Genomic DNA, 19,922 nt, shown 5'->3' with positions numbered 1-19,922 from the left:
TTTTTTGATCATATCACTTATAAATCCAAAGATTAATACATTTACAATAATTATTACTTTATCCCCAGTATAAGCAATATAAAAAAATACAATTATATGAAATTAAAATTTTTATTTACAGGCATAATCTTTTGCCAATTCTTTTCCGCTCAATATAATTATCCAGCAACGCCGGAACATCCTGTTGTAGATGATTATTTCGGAACTAAAATTACAGATAATTACCGATGGCTGGAAGATATCAAAAATCCTGAAGTTCAAAAATGGTTCAAATCTCAATCGGATTTTAGCCATAGCATCATTGATAAAATTCCGCATCGTGAAGATCTTTATAAACGTATGAAAGAGGTACAGGAAATGAATGGTGACTCTTTCGATGCTATATATCAAAGAGAAAATACATATTTTTATACTAAGACTAAAAAAGGTGAAAATCTCTCTAAATTATACTCAAGAGATCTTTCTACAGGAAAAGAAATATTGGTTTTTGATCCCGAAACTGTTGGCAAAAATACACAAATCACCAATTTTGTACTGGATTCGAAAGCAAAAAAAATTGCTATTTTATTTTCAAAATCAGGCGGCGAAATTTGTCATTTAAGAATTTTGGATCTGGAGACTAAGAAATTTCTGAATGATGAAGTCGGCCCTATCTGGAGCGAATTTGCATTTGAATTCACTCCGGATGATAAAGCTCTTATGTATACAAAAATGAGTACTGCAGATCCAAACAGCAACATGCTTTTAAAAGAGATGAAAGCAATGCTTCATGTGATAGGAACCGACACGAAAACTGACAAAATATTAGCATCAAAAGAAGATTATCCGGAATTGAATGCTTTAACCGAGCAATTCCCAATGATTAACTTTACTGATGATTATAAAAATATTGTTCTAAGATTAGGCTCTGTAAAATCCGAAAGTCCGATTTTTGTTGCACCTTATTCAGAATTAAAAAATAAAAAAATCAATTGGAGACAAATCGTTAAGCCATCAGACGATATTACTGACGTATTTATTTCCGGCGAAAAATTATTTTTACTCACTCATAAAGAGGCACCGAATTATAAAATTATTCTAACTAACTTATTAAGTCCTGATTTTAAAAATGCAAAAACAGTTGTTCCAGAAAATAATGATAAAGTAATTATAAGTATCCATAATTCTAAAAACTATCTTTATTATTCATTAGGAGACGGTATTGTCAGAGACAAATATCAGGTAAACATTAATACTTTAACAGGAAAAAAAGTAGGTTTTCCAACGGGAGTTAATAGTTCATCATCTCTCAACCAAAGAGAAAATGACAATATCTATTGTAATAATGTAAATTGGCTGAGTCCATTAACAACTTATGAGTATAATCCTGAAAAAGGTAATATCGTAAAAAGTAAATATCTTAATTCTGAAACAAACTATCCAGATTACAATAAGCTTTATACCGTAAAGGAAGTTGAAGTGAAAAGCCACGACGGTGTAATGGTTCCGTTTTCTATTATTTACCCTAAGAATATGAAAATGGATGGCAATAGTCCGGCTTATATAACAGGTTATGGCGGTTATGGATTTTCTTATGAACCCCGTTTTTCCACAAGACTTTCCGTTTTACTGGAACAAGGAGTTGTTCTTGGTATTGCACACGTAAGAGGTGGTGGCGAAAAAGGTGAAAAATGGCACAGTGGAGGAATGAAAGCTACAAAGCCCAATACCTGGAAAGATTTTATCGCTTGTTCAGAATATTTGGTTAATCAAAAATATACTTCCGCCTCCAAATTAATCGGAAACGGAGGAAGTGCAGGTGGAATTCTTATTGGAAGAGCAATTACAGAAAGACCAGATCTGTATGCAGTAGCAATCCCTGAGGTAGGCATGACTAATACACTAAGATCCGAAATAACAGCTAATGGTCCTAATCAGATTCCAGAAATAGGAACTTTACAAAATGAAGAAGATACAAAATATCTAATGGAAATGGACGCTCAAAGCAAGGTAAAAAAAGGGGTGAAATATCCTGCAGTCATTGTAACAACAGGTATGAACGATTCCAGAGTTGTTCCTTGGATGCCTGGAAAATTTGCTGCTATTTTACAGAGTAGCTCAGCTTCAGGAAAACCTATTTTATTATACGCCAATTATGAAAATGGACACTTTACAAGTGATTTAGATGTTGTTTTTAAAGAATATGCAGATGTCTATTCTTTCGCATTGTGGCAAGTTGGGCATCCAAAGTTTCAGCCTACGAAAAATTAAAATAAACGAAGCCTTTCAAAATCATTGAAAGGCTTCGTTTATTTATGATAAGTTCCTAAATAATTTCACAAGTGGAAATGTTCATCTATAAAACCAAAAACTCCCAAAGATTGTTCTTCGGGAGTTCATATTTTTAAACTTAAAAATTTCTAAGGATATGGAGCAATCTCCACTTCAAGGCCTTCCATTTCTTCAACAATATGCAGCTGGCAACCCAACCTGCTATTCTCTTTCACATGGTAAGCTTCTGCAAGCATTGCATCTTCTTCATCGCCCATTTGTACAAGCCCCGGATCACTGATCACGTATACCTGACATGAAGCGCACATCGCCATTCCTCCACAAACTCCGATTGTTCCTTCTTCTGCTAATTCATACGAACGGATGATTTCCATTAAATTCATGGACATATCCGTAGGAGCAACAATATCGTGAGTTACACCGTCTCTGTCGGTGATTTTTATATTAATATCTGACATAATTTTGCAAAATTAGTCAATTTTTTTCACAACCGCTTTCTCAGCTTCTTTACGACTTCCATCGAACCCGTCTACTCCACTTACCGTTGTATATTTTAAGACGTATTTTTTACCCGGATTTAGTCTGTTGTAAACACTTTGACACATCAATGTTGCCTCGTGGAAACCACAAAGAATCAGCTTCAATTTACCAGGATATGTATTGATATCTCCGATTGCGTAGATTCCTTCAATGTTTGTTTGATAATCTAATGCATTATTTACAACAATTGCATTTTTCTCGATATTCAAGCCCCACTTAGAAATATCTCCCAATTTTGGAGTCAATCCGAATAAAGGAATGAAATAATCAGTTTCAAGATCATAAGCCTCTTCACCATCTTTCACAACAGTGATTGATTCTACTTTTCCATCTCCTTTAATTCCTGTAACTTCAGCAGGCGTGATTAATTTGATCTTTCCTTGATTTTTAAGATCCTGTACTTTTTCTACAGAATCCAAAGCTCCTCTGAACTCATTTCTTCTGTGAATCAAAGTAACTTCACTCGCTACATTCGATAAGAAAATACTCCAGTCTAAAGCAGAATCACCACCTCCGGCAATCACTACTTTTTTATTTCTGAAATGTTCAGGTTCTTTAACGAAATACTCAAGACCTTTTTCTTCGTAATCAGCTACATTTTCAAAAGTTGGTTTTCTTGGTTCAAACGTTCCCAAACCACCTGCAATAGCAATTGCTTTTGCTCTGTGTACGGTTCCTTTGTTGGTAATAACCTCAAACCACTCATCATCTACTTTAGAATAAGAAACAGCCGTTTCTCCTAATGTAAAACCAGGTTGAAACTGCTTGATCTGTTCCATTAAATTATCAATTAATTCCCCTGCATTTACTGAAGGATATCCAGGAATATCGAAAATAGGTTTTTTAGGATAAAGCTCTGTCAATTGTCCTCCCGGTTGAGGAAGTGCATCAATGATATGGCATTTCATTTTAAGCAAACCCGCTTCAAATACTGCAAAAAGTCCTGTCGGTCCTGCTCCTATAATCAATATGTCTGTAGTTATCATAGTAAAAGATAATTTAATTAGATGTATAGCTGCAAATTTACTAATTTTAACGCGAAGCTTCTTTAATTCAGTCTAAATAAAAAGCTGAGATTTATCAAATATCATTAAAAAGCTGGAAATGTTAAATTTGGCAGCCTTTTTGTTAATGCTTTTACTATGAAGAAAATATTTATTATTTTAACTTTTTTCATTTTCTGTTTGGGTAGCGCTCAAATAGATAATATTGCCAACGGCGAATCTTTAACCTTAAGAATTCATTATGGTTTTTTAAATGCCGGAACTGCCAATTTAACAACTAAAATAACAACGTACCAAGGTGCTCCCCATTTATATGTGAAAGGAACAGGGCAAACAACGGGTGCTGTAAAAGCTTTCTTTAAAGTAGAAGATTTATATGAAAGTTTTATCAATATACAAACCGGTCTTCCAAGTTTCTATGTAAGAGATGTAAAAGAAGGAGGGTATACACAACATTTTGAAACTGTTTTTAACCACGATAACAACACGCTCATATTAACTGATAAAAAAACGCCCGCCAACGGTTCTAAAGTAATAAAATCGGTAAAAGGAGTTCAGGATATGCTTTCATGTTTTTATTACTTAAGAAGTAAAAGCCCGGCTGAGTTGAAAGTAGGAACTATAATTAATATGAATGTTTGGATAGATGATGAAATGTTTCCATTTCAGCTGAAAGTAACAGGAACAGAAGATTTAAAAACCAAGTTTGGAACGATTAATTGTTTAAAAATTATTCCGTCTGTAAAAAGCGGAAGAGTATTTAAGGAAAAGGAAGGAGTAACAATGTGGGTTTCCAATGATGCTAACCATGTTCCGATGCTGTTAAAAGCTGAATTAGCAGTAGGTTCTTTAAAAGCAAGTATAGATGATATTAAAAACGTGAAGTATCCTTTGAAATTCACGAAATAAAAATATAGTTAGTTTTTTAATTTTGAAAATGTCTGTAATATTTTTTACAGGCATTTTTGTTTTATATGTAATACTTTCAATCTACCAATTGTTATACTTATATACAGTTAGTTTTTTAATTACGTTTTGTTTCTAAGGTCAGTAATTAAAAAACAAAACCTCCGAAAGTCATTTCGGAGGTTTATTTTTATTATAAAGTTTTAAACTGTTCTAACGTTCGGATATCATTTTCGAAGAACATTCTGATATCGCTCATTTGGTAAAGAAGCATTGTAATTCTTTCAATACCCATTCCGAAAGCATATCCTGAATATTTCTCAGAATCAATATTCACATTTTTAAGAACGGCAGGATCTACCATTCCACAACCCATAATTTCTAACCAACCAGTTCCTTTGGTAATTCTGTAGTCAGTTTCTGAGTTTAATCCCCAGTATACATCAATCTCAGCACTTGGCTCAGTGAACGGAAAATAAGAAGGTCTCATTCTGATTTTAGACTTACCGAAAAGCTCAGTTGTAAAGAATTGAATCGTTTGCTTCATATCTGCAAAACTTACGTTCTCATCAATATACAATCCTTCAATCTGATGGAAAATACAGTGTGAACGTGAAGAAATTGCTTCATTTCTGAATACTCTTCCCGGAGATAAAATTCTGATCGGCGGTTGGTTTTCTTCCATATAACGAATCTGTACAGAAGAAGTATGCGTTCTCAACAAAAGATCAGGGTTTTGCTCAATAAAGAATGTATCCTGCATATCTCTTGCCGGATGGTATTCAGGAAGATTTAAGGCCGTAAAGTTGTGCCAGTCATCTTCAATCTCTGGTCCGTCTGCAACTGCAAATCCGATAGATTTAAAAATCTCAATAATTCTGTTCTTCACTACATTGATTGGGTGTCTTGAACCCAAGTCCAATGGAAAAGCAGGTCTTGTAAGATCTTCTTTTTCTAAGATAATAGAAGATTCAGACGATGTTTTCAAATCTTCCAATTTTACAGCAACAGCTTGCTTTAGAGTATTGATCTTCTGTCCAAATTCTTTCTTCTGGTCATTCGGGACTTCTTTAAATTTTTCAAAAAAATCATTCAGAACACCTTTTTTACCATTGTACTTAATTCGGAAGTTCTCTATCTCCTCTCTAGATGTAGCATTAAAGCCGTTTACTTCAACAAGTAGTTCTTCTATCTTTTCTATCATTATTCTACACTTTCAAAAATGTTTTGCAAAAATACGGTTTTTAAGTTTAATAATTTATTTCAAATAAAAAAATCTGCCTCTTTTCGGAGGCAGACTTCAATCACTTATTTCACTTAAATAAAAAAATTATTTTTTTTCTAAAGCTTTAACGTTGATCTGAAGGGTTACCTCATCCTTAATGACTCCGTTTTCAGCAGGAGCCTGGAACTTCACTCCAAACTCTTCTCTTTTAATATCTTTAGGCTCGGTTGCAACGCTTACTTCTCCATTTTTCACCGAAACATTGGCTTTGAAGCTTGCTAATTTTGTAATTCCTTTGATGGTTAAATTACCATCTAAAAGCGTGTTGTAATCACCTTCTGCAACGGGTGTCACCTTCGTAATCTCATAAGAAGCCGTCGGGAATTTTTCTACCTCGAAAAAATCTCCGCTTTTCAAATGGCCATTTAATTTTCCTAACTGATCAGCATCATCTTTTAAATCTACCGATGTTAAAGAATTCATATCAGCAACGAATTTTCCGCTTTCAAGTTTTCCGTCTTTTACGGTAACGTCACCACTTTCAAATTTAATGGTTCCGAAATGGCTTGTGTTTTCAGATTTAAAAACTTTATATCCTTTCCACTCTACTTTACTGTTCAATGTATCCAGCGTATATTGGCTACCGTCTTTCGTTGTAGCAACTTCATTACTTTCACTTGTCAGCGGTTTGTCTTTATTACAAGAAACCACTACAACTGCAGTAAAAAGAGCAGGAATAGCGAATGAAAACAGTTTTTTTCTCATTTTTGATATATTTTTATTGTAACTGTAAATATAATAAAAAAAAATATTTTTTCCTAAAAATAGTACATTTGTACCATGCTTTTAGAAATAAACAACTTACACTTCTCACATACCAAAGATAATCCTCTGTTTAAGAACCTCAACATCAAGTTTGAAGAGGGGAAAATTATTGCGCTGGCAGGGGAAAGCGGGTGCGGAAAATCTACATTACTCAATTTAATTTACGGATTATTAGATTGGGAAAGCGGTGATATTATTTTTAATGGAATCCCACTTTATGGCCCCAAAGGAAACCTTGTTCCCGGAGAAGCCGAAATGAAATTTGTCGCACAGAATTTTGATCTGATGCCGTATTCTACCGTAGCCGAGAATGTGGGAAAATTTATTTCTAATATTGATTTAAAAAAGAAAAAAGAAACCGTAACTGAACTTCTGGAAGTTGTTGGATTGGAAGAATTCGCTGGTATTTTACCTAAATACCTAAGTGGTGGCCAGCAGCAGAGAGTTGCCATCGCGAGAGCTCTTTCTGTACTTCCTAAGTTATTGATTTTAGACGAACCGTTCAGTAATCTGGATTTCCCAAGAAAAATTGAACTTCGTGAAAAATTGTTCAGGTATGTGAAAGAACACCATATTTCTTTAATCATCTCTACCCACGAGTTGCAGGATATTATGCCTTGGCTTGATCAGATTGTGATTCTTCAGGAGGGAAGATTAATTCAGAATGAAAGCCCTGAAGAGACCTATAAAAATCCTTATAACTCTTATGTGGCTAAGCTTTTTGGAGAAGTGAATATCTTTAACGAAAGTGAAGTTTCAACGTTTCAACTCTCTAAATTTTCTTATTATCCGAATGAAATTACAATTTCTGAAAATGGTTTTGATACTGAAGTTTTAGAAAGCAGATTTGCAGGAAATCATTATTGGAATAAGTTAAAAATGGAAGATAAAGAACTTATTGTTTATACTGATGGAAAGCTGGAAAATCCGATTAAAATTTCTTTTGATTAAATACACCGGTTGTTTTAAAATTTAACCATTAAGACTTTTGTTAAGAGGTTAAGATTATTAAGAGATTGCTTCGTCGCTTCGCTCCTCGCGATGACGAATCTTGTAAAAATAACTACTACCCTAGCCCAGATAAAAACGGTTACCCCGCAGTAAGGGGTGGAGCGTCGGAGGGTTTGGGAGTTGGTGTGCGCTGGCACGAGGAGTATGAGTGGATAGCTGGAAATAGCTTCTAAAAAAAAAACATAATCCACACATTTACTAACAGTTATTATTAATTTGTGGATAAAAAAAACAGCACGCTATCCATCTTTTTCTTAGATTTGTACTACCACAGCATAAGGAAATTTTTGGTTAATTCTCTTTCTTCCTGTAGACGGACATTAGCAGAACGCTGCAATTAAGTCTTCGAAAGATAACACTGCCCAATTCTTTCCTTTTTTTTGTGCCTTACCCATAAAAAATGCGCCCCAAAGGACGCATTGATATACTGAGATAAAATTATTTATTACGCTTTCTTTACAAATTCAGATTTTAGAGCCATTGAGCCAAAGCCATCAATTTTACAATCAATATTATGATCACTGTCTGGTCTTAAACGAATATTTTTTACTTTAGTTCCTGCTTTTACCGGTTTTGGAGCTCCTTTTACAGGAAGATCTTTTACTACGACCACAGAATCTCCATCCTGTAATTCATTTCCGTTAGCATCAAGAATTTTGCCGTCATTAGCTGCTTCAGAAGCTGCTTCCTCAGGATTCCATTCGTAGAAACATTGGGAACAAACCGTCATGTTATCGCTTGGGTAGGTAAATTCGGAACCGCATTTCGGACAAAGCACAGTATCACTCATATTTTTTATTTTTTGCAAAGGTATGATTTTAAAATAAGTTGAAAAATCAGAATGAAGGGTCTCCAACCGCCTATTTAAGGCAAATAATGAAACTCAAAACAGGAAACTCGTATCTCTCAACTATAATTCGTATTTTTGCAGATTCAAAACAGGAGAAGCAATTTATGGAACTTATTCACAGAAACTTAGCGATCGGAATTCACGATGCTTTACAAGAAACATTTTTCGAGAAAAATAAATACGCCGATAAAGTAATCGAAAGACTTTTAAAAGCTAACAGAAAATGGGGAAGCCAGGACAGAGCCGTTGTTTCTGAGATTTTCTATAATATCATCCGTTGGAAAAAACGTTTGGAATATTATATGGGAGAAGGCGTAAAACCTAATAATATTTACAAATTGATTATCGCCTATTTACTTTGGAGCAAAACAAATTATAAAAGATTTGAAGAATTTGAAGGAATAAAAATTGCAGATATCACTACTAAGCTTAAAAAAGGAACTGTTCCTACCAAAGCAATAGAACATTCTGTTCCTGAATGGTTGGTTGAGACATTGGAAAGAGAATTAGGTCCGGGTTGGGAAAAAGAAATGAAAGCTTTGAATGAGCGTGCTCCTACCGTTTTAAGAGCTAATGCTTTAAAAACTACACCTAGAGAACTTATTTCTGACTTAGAATCTGACAATATTGTTTCTTACACGATAAAAAATTATCCTGACGCAGTACAGTTAGAAGAAAAAAAGAACGTTTTCCTTACGACTGCTTTTAAAGACGGATTATTTGAAGTTCAGGATGCTACTTCACAAAAAATAGGATACTTCCTTGATGTAAAAGAAGGCCAAAGAGTGGTTGACGCGTGTGCAGGTGCAGGTGGAAAAACACTTCACTTAGCTGCTTTAATGGGTAACAAAGGACAAATTATTGCTCTAGATATCTATGAATGGAAATTGGCTGAGCTAAAGCGTCGTGCAAAAAGAGCCGGAGCTCACAACATTGAAACCCGTATGATTTCTGATAATAAAGTAATCAAACGTCTTCATGAGAAAGCTGACAGGTTGTTGATTGATGCGCCATGTTCAGGTCTAGGAGTTTTGAAAAGAAACCCGGACAGTAAATGGAAAATCGACCAAGATTTTATCGACAGAATAAAAAAAGAACAACAGCAAATTCTTCAGGATTATTCTAAAATCCTTAAAAAAGGAGGAAAAATGGTATATGCTACCTGTTCTATCCTACCTTCTGAAAATAACTTGCAGGTGGAAGAATTCTTGAAAAACAACCCAGATTTCAAAATGGTGAAAGACGAAAAAGTAATGCCTAGCGAAGGGTATGACGGATTCTACATGGCTTTGATCGAAAGACTTGCTTAAAACATAGTTAAACACTATCACAATACATGAACTACTCTATTTTTTGGAGTAGTTTTTTTTTGATGTTATAAACGTAGAAATAATCAGGTGTATCATATAAAATAATTTTATCACCCAGCTTTTCCCTTATTAATTTAAATGCATAGCCATTTTTCTTTTCAATATTAATTTTTGGGGAAGTATTTTCATTTACACCATCGAAGTAAGTAAATGTATTTGTATTATTAAAAATTATAAAATAACTAGAGTCAAAAGAATCAATATAGTATCTAAAATCTGAAACTCTATAGTTTACATAATGGTTTTTGTAAACATTATCATCCTTCAATTTTTTTGTGTTTGTTGAAAATATAAACTCGTTATTATTCCAAGAAATTTCATTTCGTAGCGAGCCATTATCTAACAAAACAATTTCATCATTAATTATCTGCTCAATTAGTTTTGATTCTTTTTTTATTATTTCCTGTATTAAATCCTCGGTATTTGCTAAAACTGACAATTTACTTTTTTCACTAAAATAATAATCTATGGAAATCAACTTATTATTAAGTTTTTCTCTATTTAAAATTGAATATTCCACTAACTTTAAAACATCAGTAATTTCAATTTTATCACTAACAATCCTTATAGATAATCCATTATTATTACTCTTAAGAACAACTCCATCATCCAATACTGGAATTTTATATTGTGAGTTATTATTCTCTAAGATAAATAACTTTTGATTCGGATTATGAGCATTATAAGTTCTTCGTTCTATTAAAACTGTATCAGAATATCCTAATTTTCCAGAAATAACTTTTGAAAGCTTACCTATAATCTGCATTTTCAGTTCTTCGGATTCAATTGTTTTTTCTCCAAAATTAAAACCTGATGAAAAATAGGTTTTCACATTTCCAAAAGTCTCCACTCTCACTTTTGGCTTATGTGCTGATAAAAGACTGAATGAAAATAGAAAAAGCATAAAAATGTGCTTCATGGTGATTATTTTTTGTTTGAACGTAACAATCATATAAATATTTCATACCTATTCATCAAATAACACCTTATAAAACTCACAAAGTTGATAGTATATTAACTAAATTTTATCTTTGTGAGAAACCAACTTTACCAATTATGTTCAAAAAATTTTTATTCAGTTTGTTCACTTTCTTTTTATTTTGTTTGACGTTTGCTCAAACCTACGAAATTCAATACATAAGTTCATACAACGGAAAAGTTGCAGCAGATCAAACCCCTACTCTAGTTTGGGCTAATGAAAAAGAAAGTTTTATTCTAAATAATAAAATCAGAGAACAGAAAAGTGAATATCCATTTGAAATTACGAAAGTTGAAAAACCATCCAATACAATTATTTCTTATGGCTTTTTAAAACCCAACGAAATCATTTCAACTTCAGATGTAGAATCTATAGGAAAACAGACTTTTGAACTCACGAATGAAACAAAAAAAATCCTGGGCTACAATTGTAAAAAAGCAGTAACAAAAATCAATTCAAATACCATTGAGGTTTGGTACACGAATGATTTAAAAATAAAAGGCGGACCATCCACTTTAGGTCAAAATCTAGGTTTGGTCTTAGAGGTTGAACGCAATAAAAATTCACTGACCACAGCCAGCTCAATAAAAAAAGTGAAGAAAACTGACATTGAAGCCTTATTAAAAGGTTCAATAAACTCAACCGATCTATTAGGATATAAAGATCTACTTTGGAAAAGCAGATTTACCACCTTAAAAGTTTTTGACAATGAAACCATTAATTTTTCGGATGAATCAAAATCAGATGAACAAATAAAAAGATTCGCTAACGGAACGATTATCCTAAAAAAAATTAAATTTCCAAAAATATCAGAAGGTGAACTTATTTTTGCTGAATTAAAACAACAATCTAACGGCGATGCCTACGACAGAACAGGCACTGTATTTTTCATTCCTCAGGATAAATCACAATCTTTCTTTGACGGATTAGAAAAAGGAGTAAAAACACTCCCTCTCTATGACAACGGCAACGGAAAACAATACTACGGAATAACTTCAACCGAAAATTACAATCCTGCCATTGAAATGATGAGATTTTTCACTGCTTTCGGAACTCAAAAATTTAATCATATTGAATTAAAAGGAAAAACGTGGCAAACACTCACGCCTTACCGTCAGGATATTACTGAACTAAAACCTTCTTTATCTGAAAAAGAGCTCTGGATTGGTACATTCATTGGCAACTATGACAAAGGCGGTCACAAAGTGAGTTTGGAAATAACCATTCATAAAAGTGATCAAGCTGTGAATAAAAATAATACCGTAATTCCTTTATTCAACACCTTGAACATTATGGAAATGGCCGGACAGGATTATTCCACAATGTTTAATAATGACAAAGGACTTGTTGTAGAATTCACCTTACAAAAGGATTTGAAAAATGCTCAGTTGAGATATACCACAACAGGACACGGCGGTTGGGAAAACGGAGACGAATTCATCCCCAAACCTAATTCTATCTTCCTAGACCATAAACTGGCATTTTCATTTACACCCTGGAGAACAGACTGCGGTTCTTACCGCTTATACAATCCTGCTTCAGGGAATTTTCCGGACGGGCTTTCATCATCAGACCTCAGCAGATCAAACTGGTGCCCGGGAACCATTACCAACCCTAACATTATCTCGCTTGGAGATCTAAAAGCGGGAAAGCATACTATCCAAGTTAAGATCCCTCAGGGGCCTACCGAAGGAACCAGTTTCAGCTCATGGAATGTTTCAGGAGTTTTACTAGGATCCCAATAAAAACAAAACCTTCTTACAATGGGATTGTAAGAAGGTAAAAACACAAATGATGAAAAAAAATTATTTCGAGCCACAAAGTAAAGGCAAAAATTTGTAGAATAAATTAACATAGATTAATAAATATGTTGTTTTTATTTCGTATACAGATAAGAGCCAAAAACTTGAAGTGAAAAATATTAATCAAAATCATCGTTATAGCTTAAATAAGTTTAATTTTTTCTTTCAAATAAACTATTAAGTTAAAATTATTTACATTTAGTTCTTTTTTGTTGTTATTTTTAAATTACAATTCTATTTTTGCTTTAAATAAATGATAAAAAAATGTGTGGAATCGTATGTTTGTTTGATGCAAAACAAAAAACTGAGATATTAAGACCTCAGGTATTAGAAATGTCAAAAAAAATCCGTCATAGAGGTCCGGATTGGAGTGGCGTATTTCAAAATGAAAAAGTAATTTTCTCTCATGAAAGACTTGCTATTGTAGATCCTACTTCAGGAAAGCAGCCTTTATTTACCAAAGACGGAAAGGTTGTGTTAGCAGTAAACGGAGAAATCTATAACCATAGAGAATTAAAAAAGGAATTTCTTGATTATGAATTTCAGACTGAATCTGATTGTGAAGTAATCTTGGCTCTTTACAGAAAATACGGAGAAAATTTCATAGAAAAGTTGAATGGAATTTTTGCTTTTTCGCTGTATGACATTGAAAACGATGTCTATCTTATTGCCCGTGACCATATGGGAATCTGCCCACTGTATCAAGGCTGGGATAAAAACGGAAACTATTATGTAGCTTCTGAATTAAAAGCATTGGAAGGAATCTGTAACACCATTGAAACTTTTTTACCGGGACATTTTGTTTTCAGTAAACAAGGAACTGATCTTCAGCAATGGTATACAAGAGACTGGAAAGATTTTGATGCTGTGAAAGATAATGAAACGGATATTTCAAAAATAAGAAAAGGACTTGAGGACGCTGTTCACAGACAATTGATGAGCGATGTTCCTTATGGAGTACTTTTATCAGGAGGTTTAGATTCATCTGTTATTTCTGCAATTACGGCAAAATTCGCCAGACAAAGAATTGAAAGCGGTGATACTCAGGAAGCCTGGTATCCGAGATTACACAGTTTCGCAGTAGGTTTGGTAGGTTCACCAGATTTAATCGCAGCAAAAAAAGCGGCAGAACATATTGGGTCTATTCACCATGAGGTAAATTTTACCGTTCAGGAAGGTCTGGATGCTATCCGCGATGTAATTTATCATCTGGAAACTTATGATGTAACAACCATTCGTGCGTCTACCCCAATGTATCTTTTAGCGAGAGTCATCAAATCAATGGGGATCAAAATGGTTCTTTCCGGTGAAGGTTCCGATGAATTATTCGGTGGATATCTGTATTTCCATAAAGCGCCAAATGCCAAAGAATTTCATGATGAAACGGTAAGAAAATTAGACAAACTTCACCTATATGACTGCCTAAGAGCTAACAAAGCATTGATGAGCTGGGGAATTGAAGGACGTGTACCTTTCCTAGACAAAGAATTTATGGATATTGCCATGACCGTTAATCCAAAAGATAAAATGATTAACGTTGCCGAAGGAAAAATTGAAAAATGGGTATTAAGAAAAGCTTTTGAAGATTTACTTCCTGAATCTATTGCCTGGAGACAAAAAGAACAGTTTTCAGACGGAGTGGGCTATTCTTGGATCGATACTTTAAAAGAAGTTGCCGAAAAAGAAGTTTCTGACGAAATGATGACGAATGCAAAATTCAGATTCCCGTTAAACACTCCTCAAAACAAAGAAGAATACCGTTACAGAACAATTTTCGAAGAACATTTCCCAAGTGAAACAGCGGCTGCTACTGTTCCTTCTGTTCCTTCTGTTGCATGCTCTACGCCAATTGCGTTGGAATGGGATGAGGCTTTCAAAAAAATGAACGACCCTAGTGGAAGATCTATTAAAGTTCACGAAACTTCTTATGAATAAAAGGGTTTAGGGTTTAGGGTTTAGGGTTTAGGGTTTAGGGAAAATAAAGTTTAAAACAGTAAGCTAAAAAACTTATTCCTAAGCCCTAAATCCTATTACCTAACAATAAAATTTATCAATCCTGTAGCGATACAGGATTTTCTTTTGAATAACCAATAATAAATTGATATAAATTAACTGACAATCAAAAATATTATCTAATAAATAATTATATTTGGAAAACGAAAAATCAATTTTATAAAAATGAGAAGAACCCTTACTATCTTTTTTGCTTTATTATCTATAACTTTTACCTTCGGACAAGGTAAATTTGGTAAATATCTTAACTCAAAAAAACTTGCTTTAACGTACAAAACCGTAAAGGATAATGAAAAGGATGACTATTATCAACAATTTTACTGGTTGGCAAAAGCTGAACAATTAAAAACATACCCTCACCTTAAAGATGTAAAACCTAAGGTTCTGTATGAGTTTGTGAAAAAAGTAAACCCTCAGAATCCAACTAAAAAACTAGATGATAGAGGTAAAGAATTAAGAGCAACAGCAGAATTATCTTTAAATCAATATTTTAAAAATAAAAATTTTGAGAACAACAATGTCTTAATGCTAAACCTGGAGACTTATTGTGATCCTTCTCAAGGAGAATACTTCACTAAAGTAGATCCTGAAAAGATTAAAGAATTGGTACCAAAAGAATTATTCGCATTCAACTCTTTAAACAAGAAAACGCAGGAAGAGAAGACGTATTACCTTTGGATCAACAAGAAGAAAGATGATTTCGATATTGTAGATATCATTCCTCAGGAAAAAGAAAATAAAGCTTTCTATGCAAGATTGAAACAATATCTTCCTTCTTACAAGTTCTCTAAATACGTACCTACCGTTAAAAAAGGAACAAAAACAGATAAAACAGATGTAGATTTTTATTACATCATGCCTTTTGAGCAGAATACTGATAATATTGAATATAAAACAAAAGATTTCAAAACTTACGAGTTGAGCCAGTACAGAAAAGCCGGTGAAGAATGGAAAGGAGTAGAAAAGCCTAGAAAATAAATCAAAAAGTCTTGTGAAATATCGCAAGACTTTTTTAATTTTATATGAATTTCTTTATCTAAAGAAAAAGCTGCAGATAATGCGGTATTCTTTTAACCCAATAAATTCACTAGAAAATTAAAATTCTAGCCTCACAAATGTCTGATATAAGTTCGTCACAAACACAAGTAAAAAAAGTCTTACCACTGATTCTTGCCACTGCCATTTTCATGCAGATGCTGGATTCTACCATTTTAAATACCTCTTTGCCTTCCATTGCAAAAGACCTTCAGGAATCTCCTCTTAATATGCAGAACGCAATCATCAGTTACGTTCTTACATTGGCGGTTTTCATGCCGGCAAGCGGATTTTTAGCAGATCGCTTTGGAACGAAAAAGGTTTTTATTGTTTCGCTGATACTTTTCAGTCTGGGTTCATTCTTTTGTGCTATTTCACAAAACCTTACCCAACTGGTGATCTCACGAGTATTACAAGGCGTTGGAGGAAGTTTAATGACGCCTGTGGGTAAATTGGCTTTAATAAAAACATTCGATAAAAGCGAATTATTAAAAGCAATGAACTTCGCCATTATTCCTGCATTAATTGGACCTGTTTTAGGACCTTTGGTTGGGGGTTATCTGGTAGATTATCTTTCGTGGCACTGGATTTTTTTAATTAATATACCGTTTGGAGTCATAGGAATTGTGTTAGGGGTAAAATACATGCCCAATTATAAATCCGAAGACGTAGATTTCGATTTAAAAGGCTTCCTGATCTTTGCAGCAGCCTCACTCCTACTTTCAATTTCATTAGAACTTTTTGGAGACCTTCAAAATACAACTCCCGTTTTAGTGGTCTTTATTTTAGGCTTTCTTTTCTTATATTATTACTACAAACATGCAAAAAGAGGGGGCAATCCTATTTTCCCGTTAGACCTTTTTCAGGTAAGAACATTTCGGGTGGGCGTTGTAGGAAACCTGGCAACACGATTAGGAATCAGTGCCATTCCACTATTATTACCTTTAATGATTCAGATTGCGTACAAACAATCGGCTGTAACTTCCGGTTGGATCATCGCACCAATGGCATTAACCGCTATGTTTGGAAAATCTTATGTCATTAAAATTTTAGATACTTTCGGCTATAGAAAAACATTGATGATCAACACTTTTATCATCGGAACTTTAATTTGTCTATTAGCCATTCCGGATATTCACACTTCTTTATATTGGTTTGTCCCGATTATTGCGGTATTAGGATTCTTTAATTCGATTCAATTCACTTCAATGAATACCATTTCTATTGCAGATCTTCGAAACTTCCAGACAAGCAGCGGAAACTCTTTAATATCCGTCAATCAACAACTTGCTATTGGTTTTGGGATCGCCTTTGGTTTAATTGTGTTGAAATTATTTGAAAATACAGATCTCATTGAAGGAGAAATTCATAATGCATTTCGATACACATTTCTTACTGTGGGAATTTTAACCATTATCTCAGGATTTGTTTTCAGAAGACTACATGTTTCTGATGGAAAGAACATGAAATCGAAGGAAGATTAAAATCAATTATATATAGTTTATATTTTTTGGAGCTGTTTCCCGCTTTCGTTGCAATCTTTTTTTTCAAAAAAAGGATTTCCTCTGTAAAACGAGAAATGAGTTTCGACGATTCAATAATTATAAATATAAAAACTGAGTCAATCGGGGCTAGGGGTATTTGCCCAATATTTGCTATTTCGGATAAGCACAAAGTTTGTCATCCCGCAGGAATCTAGACTCGGATCTTTCCACCCAATAACCCTAACAGGTTTTGGAAACCTGTTAGGTTTGGTGAAGCACTAAAAAAAATTTCAACCTCTCATTTTCACCATTTTTCATCACAACAAATGCACTACTTATCACAGGTCAATGCATCTGATTTTTAACTTTAATAATTTTGCCTGTATAAAATCAACAGTATTATGGCAACTAAAAAAGTAGAAATAGTAATATCTCCAAAACCTGCACATTTCGTGGGTGACGGTTTTAGGGTGCATAATTTTATTCCGGGTGTACAAGGATTGGATATGAAAAGAATGGATCCTTTTATTTTGCTCGATTACAACTCAAAATTTCATTTTAACGGAACAGAAACTCCAAGAGGAGTTGGCGTACATCCTCACAGAGGCTTTGAAACCGTAACGATAGCTTATCAAGGTAGAGTTGAACATCACGACAGCGCAGGAGGCGGAGGAATTATTGGTGAAGGCGATGTACAGTGGATGACTGCCGCAAAAGGAGTTCTTCACAAAGAGTATCATGAAACGGAATGGGCAAAAACCGGAGGGATTTTCCAAATGGTTCAGCTTTGGGTAAACCTTCCCTCAGTATATAAAATGAGCTACCCCAAATATCAGGCAATCAAAAATTCCGATATGGAAAAAGTAGATCTTGGTAATAACGGATTTATTGAAATCATTGCCGGAGAATATAACGGACATAAAGGTCCTGCCTTTACGTACAGTCCGGTTCATGTGATGAATGCAAAATTAAAATCAGGAGGAAAAGCAGAGTTCAATTTCCCTGCTCACTTCAATACTGCAGCGTTGGTTGTAGAAGGAAATATTATCGTAAACGGTGAACAAAAAGCACCATCAGATCATTTGGTATTATTCCAAAACGAAGGAGAGACTTTTACGATAGAAGCGTCTGAAGATTCAATTGTATTAATCATCAGCGGAATGCCTTTAAACGAGCCTATTTATCCACACGGGCCTTTTGTAATGAATTCAAAAGAAGAAATCATGCAGGCTTTTGAGGATTATAACTTGGGAAGATTTGGGTATTTGGCGGATTAATTTTCAATTATTTCTTAACTTTACTATTGAGTCGTTGGGCAAACGCGAAGACGCAATGTTAATTGAAAACTCATTATTTTAAGACGCAAAGATTTTATCTTCGATAAAATTGATTGGGTATAAAAGTACCATCTATTTGTCATTTCGTAAGAATCTTAATCTCGCAAATAAAGCAGTGTCGAGATTCCTCCGGAATGACAAGTTTGATGAAAAGTAAAGAAATTAGAAATTGAAAATCTATGATTTTCTTGCGCCTTAAAAAATAAAAAAAATTCTTTGCGCCTTTGCGTTTATCCAACAATTAAAACATAAAAATTCAATCAACTTTAATTTTCATTAAAGTATCATAAGCGTTGAAAATATTAATTACATTAGCGTAAACAAAATTGAAAAAAATATTCTAGCCATGTCAAACATCGGACTTATCATTGAAGAAAAATCAGCAGATATAGGAAATTTTTTAGTGGGAAGATTATTGCCTTTCCGTGAAAAAAGAGCAGTTGGACCCTTTGTTTTTATCGATCATATGGGACCTTCTGAATTAAAAGATTATCAAAATCTTGATGTTCCGCCTCATCCGCATATTGGACTTTCAACATTAACGTATCTTTTGGAAGGATCAATTTTCCACAGAGACAGCATCGGAAGCGCTCTTGAAATAAAACCAGGCGCTGTAAACTGGATGACTGCCGGAAAAGGCGTTGTACACTCAGAAAGAACCCCTGAATATTTAAGACATACCGATAAAAAACTTCACGGATTTCAGATTTGGGTAGGTCTTCCTAAACATTTAGAGCAAAGTGAACCCACTTTCCATCATATTGAAGCCGATCAAATTCCTCTGTGGGAAGAAGGTGATATTCAATATAAATTGATTGCAGGAGAAGCTTTTGGAAAAACATCTCCGGTTCCTGTTCACAGCAAATTATTTTTCATTGAAATTAAAACGAAAACTGCTCAAAAAATAAGCATCGGAAAAGATCTTTACGGTGAAGCAGCGATGTATGTTTTGGATGGAACGGTAACTACAGATGGAAATTCTTATGGCTCTAAGCAGTTAATGATTGCAAAAGATACCAAACTTTGCGAATTCGAAATGAGTGAAAACGGAACGGTTTATCTTTTCGGAGGCGAGCCTTTCAATGAAGAACGCTTTATATTCTGGAATTTCGTAAATTCAAACAAAGAAGTCATTGATGAAGCAAAAGTAAATTGGAACGACCAAAATCATGATGCTTTCCCTTTAGTTCCCGGTGACGAACACGAATATGTTCCACTTCCTAAAGCTATTTTAAATAGAAAACCTTAGGAAAAACAATAAAAAATAAAC

16 protein-coding genes are annotated in these 19,922 nt (G+C 34.0%); 10 read left to right on the top strand and 6 right to left on the bottom strand.

The annotated features are described in order from the left end of the window. The first annotated feature begins 96 nt into the window (after positions 1 to 96). Positions 97 to 2,250: a prolyl oligopeptidase family serine peptidase gene (locus AMQ68_RS13665; RefSeq protein ID WP_054511201.1), complete on the top strand. Its 2,154-nt coding sequence runs from the start codon at positions 97 to 99 to the stop codon at positions 2,248 to 2,250. 149 nt (positions 2,251 to 2,399) lie between these two features. On the opposite strand, the gene AMQ68_RS13660 is transcribed toward AMQ68_RS13665, so the two are convergent. Further along, positions 2,400 to 2,729: a 2Fe-2S iron-sulfur cluster-binding protein gene (locus AMQ68_RS13660; RefSeq protein WP_054511200.1), complete on the bottom strand. Its 330-nt coding sequence runs from the start codon at positions 2,727 to 2,729 to the stop codon at positions 2,400 to 2,402. 12 nt (positions 2,730 to 2,741) lie between these two features. Continuing rightward, the gene (locus AMQ68_RS13655) at positions 2,742 to 3,797 is read right to left on the bottom strand and encodes an NAD(P)/FAD-dependent oxidoreductase (protein WP_054511199.1); all 1,056 of its coding nucleotides are present in this window, start codon (positions 3,795 to 3,797) and stop codon (positions 2,742 to 2,744) included. A 156-nt stretch (positions 3,798 to 3,953) separates the two neighbouring features. Between AMQ68_RS13655 and AMQ68_RS13650 the strand changes: the two genes are divergently transcribed. After that, positions 3,954 to 4,724 (top strand): DUF3108 domain-containing protein, encoded by a 771-nt coding sequence (locus tag AMQ68_RS13650; RefSeq protein ID WP_054511198.1) that lies wholly within the window; start codon positions 3,954 to 3,956, stop codon positions 4,722 to 4,724. Between the two features lie 190 nt (positions 4,725 to 4,914). Here the strand turns inward: AMQ68_RS13650 and pheS are convergent, their stop codons facing one another. Beyond that, complete coding sequence (pheS, locus tag AMQ68_RS13645) at positions 4,915 to 5,925, bottom strand: phenylalanine--tRNA ligase subunit alpha (protein WP_054511197.1); 1,011 nt, start codon at positions 5,923 to 5,925, stop codon at positions 4,915 to 4,917. Between the two features lie 126 nt (positions 5,926 to 6,051). Continuing rightward, positions 6,052 to 6,711, bottom strand: coding sequence for a YceI family protein (locus tag AMQ68_RS13640; protein ID WP_054511196.1), 660 nt, complete (start codon positions 6,709 to 6,711; stop codon positions 6,052 to 6,054). Between the two features lie 75 nt (positions 6,712 to 6,786). On the opposite strand from AMQ68_RS13640, the gene AMQ68_RS13635 reads away from it, so the two are divergent. Then, a complete protein-coding gene (locus AMQ68_RS13635) occupies positions 6,787 to 7,722 on the top strand; it encodes a sulfate/molybdate ABC transporter ATP-binding protein (RefSeq protein WP_054511195.1) in 936 nt (311 codons plus the stop codon). A 505-nt stretch (positions 7,723 to 8,227) separates the two neighbouring features. On the opposite strand, the gene AMQ68_RS13630 is transcribed toward AMQ68_RS13635, so the two are convergent. Continuing rightward, on the bottom strand, positions 8,228 to 8,572 hold the full coding sequence (locus tag AMQ68_RS13630) for a zinc ribbon domain-containing protein YjdM (protein WP_054511194.1): 345 nt from the start codon (positions 8,570 to 8,572) through the stop codon (positions 8,228 to 8,230). 164 nt (positions 8,573 to 8,736) lie between these two features. Between AMQ68_RS13630 and AMQ68_RS13625 the strand changes: the two genes are divergently transcribed. Then, positions 8,737 to 9,942 carry an RsmB/NOP family class I SAM-dependent RNA methyltransferase gene (locus tag AMQ68_RS13625; protein WP_054511395.1) on the top strand — a complete coding sequence of 402 codons (1,206 nt, stop codon included), beginning with the start codon at positions 8,737 to 8,739 and terminating at the stop codon, positions 9,940 to 9,942. A gap of 31 nt (positions 9,943 to 9,973) precedes the next feature. Here AMQ68_RS13625 and AMQ68_RS13620 read toward each other — a convergent pair whose 3' ends face one another. Beyond that, entirely contained in the window at positions 9,974 to 10,921 is a 948-nt protein-coding gene (locus AMQ68_RS13620; RefSeq protein ID WP_123905707.1) for a hypothetical protein, read from the bottom strand. A 137-nt stretch (positions 10,922 to 11,058) separates the two neighbouring features. Here AMQ68_RS13620 and AMQ68_RS13615 point away from each other — a divergent pair, with 137 nt between their 5' ends. From AMQ68_RS13615 to AMQ68_RS13590, 6 genes are all read left to right on the top strand, one after another. Then, positions 11,059 to 12,726, top strand: coding sequence for a GLPGLI family protein (locus AMQ68_RS13615; RefSeq protein ID WP_054511192.1), 1,668 nt, complete (start codon positions 11,059 to 11,061; stop codon positions 12,724 to 12,726). A 321-nt stretch (positions 12,727 to 13,047) separates the two neighbouring features. Continuing rightward, the gene (gene asnB / locus AMQ68_RS13610) at positions 13,048 to 14,718 is read left to right on the top strand and encodes an asparagine synthase B (protein ID WP_054511191.1); all 1,671 of its coding nucleotides are present in this window, start codon (positions 13,048 to 13,050) and stop codon (positions 14,716 to 14,718) included. A 243-nt stretch (positions 14,719 to 14,961) separates the two neighbouring features. Next, positions 14,962 to 15,774 carry a hypothetical protein gene (locus tag AMQ68_RS13605; protein WP_054511190.1) on the top strand — a complete coding sequence of 271 codons (813 nt, stop codon included), beginning with the start codon at positions 14,962 to 14,964 and terminating at the stop codon, positions 15,772 to 15,774. 137 nt (positions 15,775 to 15,911) lie between these two features. Beyond that, positions 15,912 to 17,315 carry an MFS transporter gene (locus AMQ68_RS13600; RefSeq protein ID WP_054511189.1) on the top strand — a complete coding sequence of 468 codons (1,404 nt, stop codon included), beginning with the start codon at positions 15,912 to 15,914 and terminating at the stop codon, positions 17,313 to 17,315. 401 nt (positions 17,316 to 17,716) lie between these two features. Continuing rightward, positions 17,717 to 18,592: a pirin family protein gene (locus AMQ68_RS13595; protein ID WP_054511188.1), complete on the top strand. Its 876-nt coding sequence runs from the start codon at positions 17,717 to 17,719 to the stop codon at positions 18,590 to 18,592. Between the two features lie 406 nt (positions 18,593 to 18,998). Next, positions 18,999 to 19,901 (top strand): pirin family protein, encoded by a 903-nt coding sequence (locus AMQ68_RS13590; RefSeq protein ID WP_054511187.1) that lies wholly within the window; start codon positions 18,999 to 19,001, stop codon positions 19,899 to 19,901. Positions 19,902 to 19,922 lie beyond the last annotated feature (21 nt).

Source organism: Chryseobacterium sp. ERMR1:04 (assembly GCF_001297705.1).
GTDB lineage: Bacteria > Bacteroidota > Bacteroidia > Flavobacteriales > Weeksellaceae > Chryseobacterium.
Note: the sequence above shows the minus strand (reverse complement) of the source record. Positions and strands in the feature narration are given on the sequence as shown.

Coding starts and splice junctions, on each gene's coding strand:
- AMQ68_RS13665 (WP_054511201.1), top strand. CDS start 97: ATGAAATTAAAATTTTTATTTACAGGCATAATCTTTTGCCAATTCTTT.
- AMQ68_RS13660 (WP_054511200.1), bottom strand. CDS start 2,729: ATGTCAGATATTAATATAAAAATCACCGACAGAGACGGTGTAACTCAC.
- AMQ68_RS13655 (WP_054511199.1), bottom strand. CDS start 3,797: ATGATAACTACAGACATATTGATTATAGGAGCAGGACCGACAGGACTT.
- AMQ68_RS13650 (WP_054511198.1), top strand. CDS start 3,954: ATGAAGAAAATATTTATTATTTTAACTTTTTTCATTTTCTGTTTGGGT.
- pheS (WP_054511197.1), bottom strand. CDS start 5,925: ATGATAGAAAAGATAGAAGAACTACTTGTTGAAGTAAACGGCTTTAAT.
- AMQ68_RS13640 (WP_054511196.1), bottom strand. CDS start 6,711: ATGAGAAAAAAACTGTTTTCATTCGCTATTCCTGCTCTTTTTACTGCA.
- AMQ68_RS13635 (WP_054511195.1), top strand. CDS start 6,787: ATGCTTTTAGAAATAAACAACTTACACTTCTCACATACCAAAGATAAT.
- AMQ68_RS13630 (WP_054511194.1), bottom strand. CDS start 8,572: ATGAGTGATACTGTGCTTTGTCCGAAATGCGGTTCCGAATTTACCTAC.
- AMQ68_RS13625 (WP_054511395.1), top strand. CDS start 8,737: ATGGAACTTATTCACAGAAACTTAGCGATCGGAATTCACGATGCTTTA.
- AMQ68_RS13620 (WP_123905707.1), bottom strand. CDS start 10,921: ATGAAGCACATTTTTATGCTTTTTCTATTTTCATTCAGTCTTTTATCA.
- AMQ68_RS13615 (WP_054511192.1), top strand. CDS start 11,059: ATGTTCAAAAAATTTTTATTCAGTTTGTTCACTTTCTTTTTATTTTGT.
- asnB (WP_054511191.1), top strand. CDS start 13,048: ATGTGTGGAATCGTATGTTTGTTTGATGCAAAACAAAAAACTGAGATA.
- AMQ68_RS13605 (WP_054511190.1), top strand. CDS start 14,962: ATGAGAAGAACCCTTACTATCTTTTTTGCTTTATTATCTATAACTTTT.
- AMQ68_RS13600 (WP_054511189.1), top strand. CDS start 15,912: ATGTCTGATATAAGTTCGTCACAAACACAAGTAAAAAAAGTCTTACCA.
- AMQ68_RS13595 (WP_054511188.1), top strand. CDS start 17,717: ATGGCAACTAAAAAAGTAGAAATAGTAATATCTCCAAAACCTGCACAT.
- AMQ68_RS13590 (WP_054511187.1), top strand. CDS start 18,999: ATGTCAAACATCGGACTTATCATTGAAGAAAAATCAGCAGATATAGGA.